The following is a 6044-nucleotide window of genomic DNA, read 5'->3' as shown; positions in this document are numbered from 1 at the left end:
GACCGATGGCTACATTTCTGAAACAGCACCCACCGCTAACCAATTGAATTTATTCGATTTTTAACCGGACACTAGTGGTCTTAACTAAAGTATAAAAACAGGTGCCACAAATCTTTTGTGACACCTGTTTTTATTTAGAGTTTAAATATCTTTCTGATTTAAGCTCAAAATTCAGAGCGCTTTTGCGATGTCCGCATATGCGTGTTCTTCTCGTTTCTCTTTCTCTTTATCTCTATCCATTGCCGCCAACAATAGGCACATCACGCACAAGGCAACGCTGTACTCACAACCACCTTGACCCCATTCGCCAACGAACCAACCTAGGCGCGCATGTATCGTCAGTATGCCACCAAAACTGATAGCAAAAAATCCCAAGGCCACCCATTTCACCATGCGATTGAAAACCAATAGCAGACCACCGACAATTTCTATTGCGGTCGCGATGTAGGGCAAGGCATACGGCAGTATTGCATTGCGTTTTTCAAGATAGTCTCCAAAAGTATGGAAATAATCTGGCACTGTAAAGCGTAGCACTGCATGCGCCATAAATAGGCCAGCCAAAGTCCAGCGAAAAATCAGATAGCTGTGTGCTACGCTCAGGTAAGGAAAATCACGCCAAAGTTTGTTCATCAACATCTCCTGAAAAAAAGTTTTGAGATGTCATTATGCTGAGCTTGAGATTCACAGGCTTGACTCTGTGATGAGTCGCCGAAGCTGTGGGCTTAAAGAGCAGATTCGGGGAATGTGCTTATTAGAACAAATAGGACATCAAAATTTCATCGATGTAACTATCTTCACTTTTGAGGTAAGTGAAATGGCGCAAAATGCCTTCGCGTTGAAATCCACATTTTTCGTACAATGCAGCAGCGCGAAGATTGTGCACGCCAGTACTTAATTCAAGACGTTTTATTTCTTTAGACTTAGCGAGCGCAATAATTTCTTGCATCATACGAACGCCATGACCTTGGCCTGCGAATTTGGGATGAATAGCAACGCCACCCAAGTAGGCAATATGTGAAGTGCGATGTTTGAGTTGAATTAACTTGAACATGCCAGTCGGCGAGGTGCTGTCATCGGATGCACTAAAGACATACAACACAGCATCCGCGAGCAGGCCTTCAAAGATAGGTCTAAAACTATTTTCATCCATCAACTCATACAATAAAAATGGGTTGATATCGGGGTGCATATAAAGGCCATAGATGAAATCGAAATCATCTTTGTCGGCAGATCGGATCATACAGCGCCTAATTTTTTATGATAGAAATTCCGAAAAAATTTTAACATATGCCAGACAACATATGTTGACATGCGACTTAGGCAATTCGCTTTGCAAGTCTTTAGTTCACTTAAAGTATTTAAGGTTCAGACATAGGATTATTGGGGCGCTCAGAATCCCAGGTTTCGGACAATATCCAATAGCGAGTACCATCGAAATAAAGTTGAATATTATTGATCCCTCGACCGGTTACCGGGCCGTTCGGTGTGCTGCGCGTTTCATAGGTACTCCAGACATGGAAGGTGCGTCCAAACGAACTGATTTTGCGTTTAACTTCAGTTTCGTAGAAACCAGCATCATAGACAGGCTTACTCCACTGATGAAATGATTCAACGTTAAAAACCAGTAATTGTGGTTTTCCTTCTTTATCGTGTACTAATGGAAATATCTGGGCATTGGGGTGATGCAAGGATTTATCTCTGGCGATATCGCGCGGAGTATTGGCCGCACCAGACACGACCTCGTAATAGGCTTTCATCAGCCCGTCTATACTCGTGACATCTTGTAATCTGGCCTCTTTATGTAGAATCTTGCTCGGGCTAGGCTCTTGCGCCATCACAACAGGCGAGAGTGTGAATATAGCCATGACGAAAAAAAGCAAACTAAACCTGGTTTGAAAATAGGTGAGTGCCATTGTGTTCATGCCGGAATAGAAATGTTTCATGCGCTTGCGCCTCTGAGTTAAAAACCTTAGTATGAATGACCATGCGATGGCTCACTAGCGACAAATTTTGAACAGCCTGTTGAGAAAAATTAACCACGTAGTTTGAACTGCAAAATCACCATGAAAAAAATTCCCGGCCTCAATGATTTGCGTATCTTCGAAGTGGCCGGACGTCTGCAAAATTTTCGTCAGGCTGGCGATGAGCTACACCTCACACATAGTGCAGTGAGCCATAGAATTAAATCGCTGGAAGATCAGTTAGGCTTAATCTTATTCGAGCGCCAAAATGGTGTTCAGCTAACCGACGTTGGGCGCGAATTACACCACACGGTCAGCCTTAGCCTGACTCAACTAAATGAAGGAATTGCTCGCATCACACAACATCATGTCTCGAAAAAGAAGCTGGTCAGACTATCCGTGTTGCCGAGCTTTGCCGCTTATTGGTTGCTGCCACGGCTGCATGATTTCTATCAAAAATATCCAGAGATTAATTTGCAAATTCAAGCCAGTGTGGATTTAGCTGAAATTGGTGAGCGTGGCGTCGATATCGCGATACGCTTCGGTAAAGATATAGGAAAATGGTCTAAGCTGAAGGTCCACATATGGCTAAAAGAATTTTATTACATCGTCGCAGCGCCAGATCGTTGGCAGAATATTCACTGGGCAGCACCACAAGAATTGCTCGCTCACACTCTATTGCAGCACATAAATACACAAGGCGCAGGGTCGAGTTGGGCGCACTTATTTAAGCGATTAAATATCGATGCGGCAGCTGAATGTCGTAGTATCAGTTTTGATGATAGCAATTTGGTGTTACAAGCAGCAGAACATGGGCATGGCATTGCTTTTGAACGACATAGCTTGGTCGCTGATAAGATAGAGAGCGGCGCCTTAAGACGATTGTCCGATTTTGGATTAAAGACTGAGTTTTATTATTATATTTTGTCGGATCTCAAAAGCCCGGCCGACGCGGCGGTGCTAGATGTGATTAATTGGCTCAATGAAGCCGCTGCCGATTTTACAGCGAAGCACGACATTCAAATGGCCGCCATCAAATGGTTAGATGTCTGAGAATTTTTAGCTTGATATTGCAGACTTAGGGTTTAATTTTGCAAATCAAGCGGCGGCATCAGATGGCGATCGACTTTGCGACGCCATCTAATACCAGGCCAAGCTAATGCGGAGACCTTAGTTACGCATTTCTCCAACTTTGCTGCGGGCCTTACATCAAAGGCTTGCTGGCTGTGCTAGGCCCTAGACCAGTGCAATCTCCACCGATAAAGCTAGAGTATGGACCTGCTTTGACGCCAAGCTCGCGCCTTGGCGAGTGTCCTATCTGATAGTGCGCTTTGGGTTGGCCTTCTGCGCCGACTTCGAGTTGCCAGATATCTGCGTCCAGTCCCTTAACATTGATGTTGAATTCACCCCGTCCTTTATCATAGTGAAATGTAGGCAAACTTAACTGCGCACCCTTCTCTAGTGGCAACGCCGCAAATGTGAGCCCCCATAAATTTGCATCCCAAATGGGCCCCGGTATCGCTACTTCTATCGCTTCAGTAGCACCATCGGCTTTCATTCGTGTACCACGAATTTTGTCGTTGCCGTAGCTCAGACGAACGTGTTGCTTACCCTGCCGCTCATTCATAAATTCAATCGCTCGCAAGTCTTGTGCATCGACTATAAAGCTGTCGCGCATATCAAATTTTCCACCGAACATACGCTGATGTATAAGAATTTTAAAGACCTCGCGATCGCCCACTTTACTGCGCTCGATAGCTTGCAAGGTGTAGCCGACGATTTCAGATTTCTCGGCTTTTTGTACAGTCGTGGTGTAACAGGTGGTTTCGTTTTTGATTAGCTTGCCGTTAGGTGTACTTAAAATGGCGGCCATGAACAAAGTTTCTAGAAGCATGATTCTCCTTCAAAAATAAATTAAGCAATAGAGGGCGTAAATGATGACTTCTCAAGTAAATTGCCTAATCCGTTGAGAGGATACGAGCAGAGTTAAGAGAAAGTACTTCATCCTATCCCAGGGTTTTTTAGCGCAAAATCGCGGTGCGATGAAAGGGCTAATGTTATGGATGGCTAGGGCTTTTTTTAGGATGAAGAGAGGGGACGAGTGTGGGTCGAGTGGGGACGCTCAGAATGCAAAGGCAGCGAACGTGAATGAGTAAGCTGCCCAGCGGTGCGCGCGGCGCAATGTGCCGGAGATCGATAACTTTATTGCTTACTTAATCCTTACCCGCAAAAGCTGCTACCAGAAAGCCAGTATCGCGGCGTAACAGGCTTTCGTTGAATTGTAAACTCAGTTTGCCATCGATAACTTTTCTGGCGCGTATGTTGGCTTCTTTAAGCCTTTGCTCTAATCCTGCTTGACGACTTGCCGATACTTCCAGTGTTGCGATATTGCTGCCTTGCTCAACGCGATGGACCGTAAATCCACTCAATTTTTCTAATCCTGATAACAGGTTTTCGCCAGCATGACGAACTGCAGTGAATCGTTGTTCGACCCCATCAAGTGCGTCTAAGGCAGGAAGCGCGGCATGCCATCCGGTGGACTGCGTGCCACCCAATATATGCCTTAGTTCACGCGCTTTCTCCATCTGAATTTTTGTGCCAGAAAGTATAGCGCCGTAGGGTGATCCCAGATATTTATATAGTGAGACATACACGGTATCGAAAGCCGCGCAATAATTTTTTTGACCTCAAAACCCGGCATGCCACACATCAGAAGCAGGCGAGCGCCGTCCAGATGCATGGGAATGCGTTTGCTGCGCGCCAGCTTAGCAATTTCTCTTATCTGCTCCATACTCAGTGTGCCACCCTGCGTACGTCGCACGGGGCTTTCCAGCGAAATCGCGCCTACCTTAATCGGATAGGGGCCGATTTCTGCACGATTTATTGCATCGCTTATTTCACTTACGCTGGGTGCTGTTTTGCCAGCTGCCAGTGGCACCATATTAATACCGCTGAGTGTCGTGACACAATTACTTTCGTCGCGGTACACATGGCTTTCTTGCTGTACCAGTGCATGCTTAGCTTCACCACACAAGATACGGATCGCTATGTGATTTGCCATAGTTCCGGTCGGCATAAATACACTAGCTTCTTTACCCAGTAAGCTAGAGAATTTTTCTTCCAAGGCGACGACCGCTCCACCGCCAAGGTAGGAGTCAGCGACTTTGGCGTGCTTGAGTAATAGCCCTTGCAATCTGCTCGCTTCGTTTTCAACTGGATAGGGCAAGGAATCGCCCGCCAGCCATACCTGGGTGTCGGCTTCCGCGCTGCTAGCATAGTTGGACGACTTTGCGGCATTCGCAGCAGATCCTACAGCGACTAGTGGTAAGGCAGATCCCAGAAATTGGCGGCGATTGAGTGTCATAATGTGGAAGCGAAAGGAAGATTTAGGAAAGTAATATTTTTTTAGGATTATTTCACGATCTTGATGGCGAGCTTCCATCCCAGAAACGCCATAGGTAGATAAGCAAAACCAATATCGACCAGCATAAACCAGACCGGAGCAGGTAGCATGAATGCGCTGGCTATGCCACCCGCCAAAAACAACACGCCTATCCCCAAAGCAAATCGCATTTTATGGCTGGCTGCAATCAGCGCAGCCAGGAGCGCGCCGACCAAAGTACCCGTAGCATGCGCTATAAACGGAAAGATAAAATGCTTGGCTTCAAATAAATGCATGGATGCCTTTAGGCCCTCTGTCGTCGTGACTATGGCGCCTTCTGGCGGAGGAATGATGACTGCACTCATCGTGATGAAGGCCATATTCACCATGCTGCCGACAACAGCGCCAGCGATGATAGCCAAAATGTTTCTTAGAATCGGATGCATAGTGCGCTCCTGAATTTAGCGTGATGTGGGCATCACATTGTAGAACGCTTGATTCCAGGGTGCCAAGACTTATAAATCATTTCGGTAATGATTTGTCACGCCGTTGCACGCTGCCATAGCTCACAGACATTCGACATTCAAAACCTCAAACTGGAACCTATATTGCCCTTTAATGCATCAATTGAAACTAACTGCTTCAGACTACAGTGTTGCTAAGACTATTTCCATGTTTGCTAATAAGCATAAGTTTGCCTT

Annotated in this window: 8 protein-coding genes; 1 reads left to right on the top strand and 7 read right to left on the bottom strand. The window is 45.9% G+C overall.

Annotated features, from left to right (window positions below):
* Positions 1-171: 171 nt before the first annotated feature.
* From AC1RR2_RS17210 to AC1RR2_RS17200, 3 genes are all read right to left on the bottom strand, one after another.
* Positions 172-630 carry a DoxX family protein gene (locus tag AC1RR2_RS17210; protein WP_493223506.1) on the bottom strand — a complete coding sequence of 153 codons (459 nt, stop codon included), beginning with the start codon at positions 628-630 and terminating at the stop codon, positions 172-174.
* A 121-nt stretch (positions 631-751) separates the two neighbouring features.
* The gene (locus tag AC1RR2_RS17205) at positions 752-1240 is read right to left on the bottom strand and encodes a GNAT family N-acetyltransferase (protein ID WP_493223505.1); all 489 of its coding nucleotides are present in this window, start codon (positions 1238-1240) and stop codon (positions 752-754) included.
* 118 nt (positions 1241-1358) lie between these two features.
* Entirely contained in the window at positions 1359-1943 is a 585-nt protein-coding gene (locus AC1RR2_RS17200) for a hypothetical protein (RefSeq protein ID WP_493223504.1), read from the bottom strand.
* 120 nt (positions 1944-2063) lie between these two features.
* Between AC1RR2_RS17200 and AC1RR2_RS17195 the strand changes: the two genes are divergently transcribed.
* Positions 2064-3014: a LysR substrate-binding domain-containing protein gene (locus tag AC1RR2_RS17195; RefSeq protein ID WP_493223503.1), complete on the top strand. Its 951-nt coding sequence runs from the start codon at positions 2064-2066 to the stop codon at positions 3012-3014.
* A gap of 151 nt (positions 3015-3165) precedes the next feature.
* On the opposite strand, the gene AC1RR2_RS17190 is transcribed toward AC1RR2_RS17195, so the two are convergent.
* The 4 genes from AC1RR2_RS17190 to AC1RR2_RS17175 form a co-directional block, all read right to left on the bottom strand.
* Complete coding sequence (locus tag AC1RR2_RS17190) at positions 3166-3855, bottom strand: DUF3108 domain-containing protein (RefSeq protein WP_493223502.1); 690 nt, start codon at positions 3853-3855, stop codon at positions 3166-3168.
* 319 nt (positions 3856-4174) lie between these two features.
* Entirely contained in the window at positions 4175-4615 is a 441-nt protein-coding gene (locus AC1RR2_RS17185; protein ID WP_493223501.1) for a hypothetical protein, read from the bottom strand.
* The gene (locus tag AC1RR2_RS17180) at positions 4525-5325 is read right to left on the bottom strand and encodes a beta-eliminating lyase-related protein (RefSeq protein WP_493223500.1); all 801 of its coding nucleotides are present in this window, start codon (positions 5323-5325) and stop codon (positions 4525-4527) included. Before AC1RR2_RS17180 ends, AC1RR2_RS17185 begins: the two co-directional genes overlap by 91 nt.
* A 47-nt stretch (positions 5326-5372) precedes the next feature.
* Complete coding sequence (locus AC1RR2_RS17175) at positions 5373-5789, bottom strand: hypothetical protein (RefSeq protein ID WP_493223499.1); 417 nt, start codon at positions 5787-5789, stop codon at positions 5373-5375.
* Between the last annotated feature and the right edge of the window lie 255 nt (positions 5790-6044).

It is taken from the genome of Undibacterium sp. GW821-FHT11H02 (genome assembly GCF_058808015.1).
This window is presented reverse-complemented; position numbering and strand designations above follow the sequence as displayed.

Excerpts from the sequence above, each read along its gene's own strand:
- AC1RR2_RS17195 (WP_493223503.1), top strand. The coding sequence starts at position 2,064 with ATGAAAAAAATTCCCGGCCTCAATGATTTGCGTATCTTCGAAGTGGCC.
- AC1RR2_RS17175 (WP_493223499.1), bottom strand. The coding sequence starts at position 5,789 with ATGCATCCGATTCTAAGAAACATTTTGGCTATCATCGCTGGCGCTGTT.
- AC1RR2_RS17180 (WP_493223500.1), bottom strand. The coding sequence starts at position 5,325 with ATGACACTCAATCGCCGCCAATTTCTGGGATCTGCCTTACCACTAGTC.
- AC1RR2_RS17205 (WP_493223505.1), bottom strand. The coding sequence starts at position 1,240 with ATGATCCGATCTGCCGACAAAGATGATTTCGATTTCATCTATGGCCTT.
- AC1RR2_RS17210 (WP_493223506.1), bottom strand. The coding sequence starts at position 630 with ATGAACAAACTTTGGCGTGATTTTCCTTACCTGAGCGTAGCACACAGC.
- AC1RR2_RS17200 (WP_493223504.1), bottom strand. The coding sequence starts at position 1,943 with ATGAAACATTTCTATTCCGGCATGAACACAATGGCACTCACCTATTTT.
- AC1RR2_RS17190 (WP_493223502.1), bottom strand. The coding sequence starts at position 3,855 with ATGCTTCTAGAAACTTTGTTCATGGCCGCCATTTTAAGTACACCTAAC.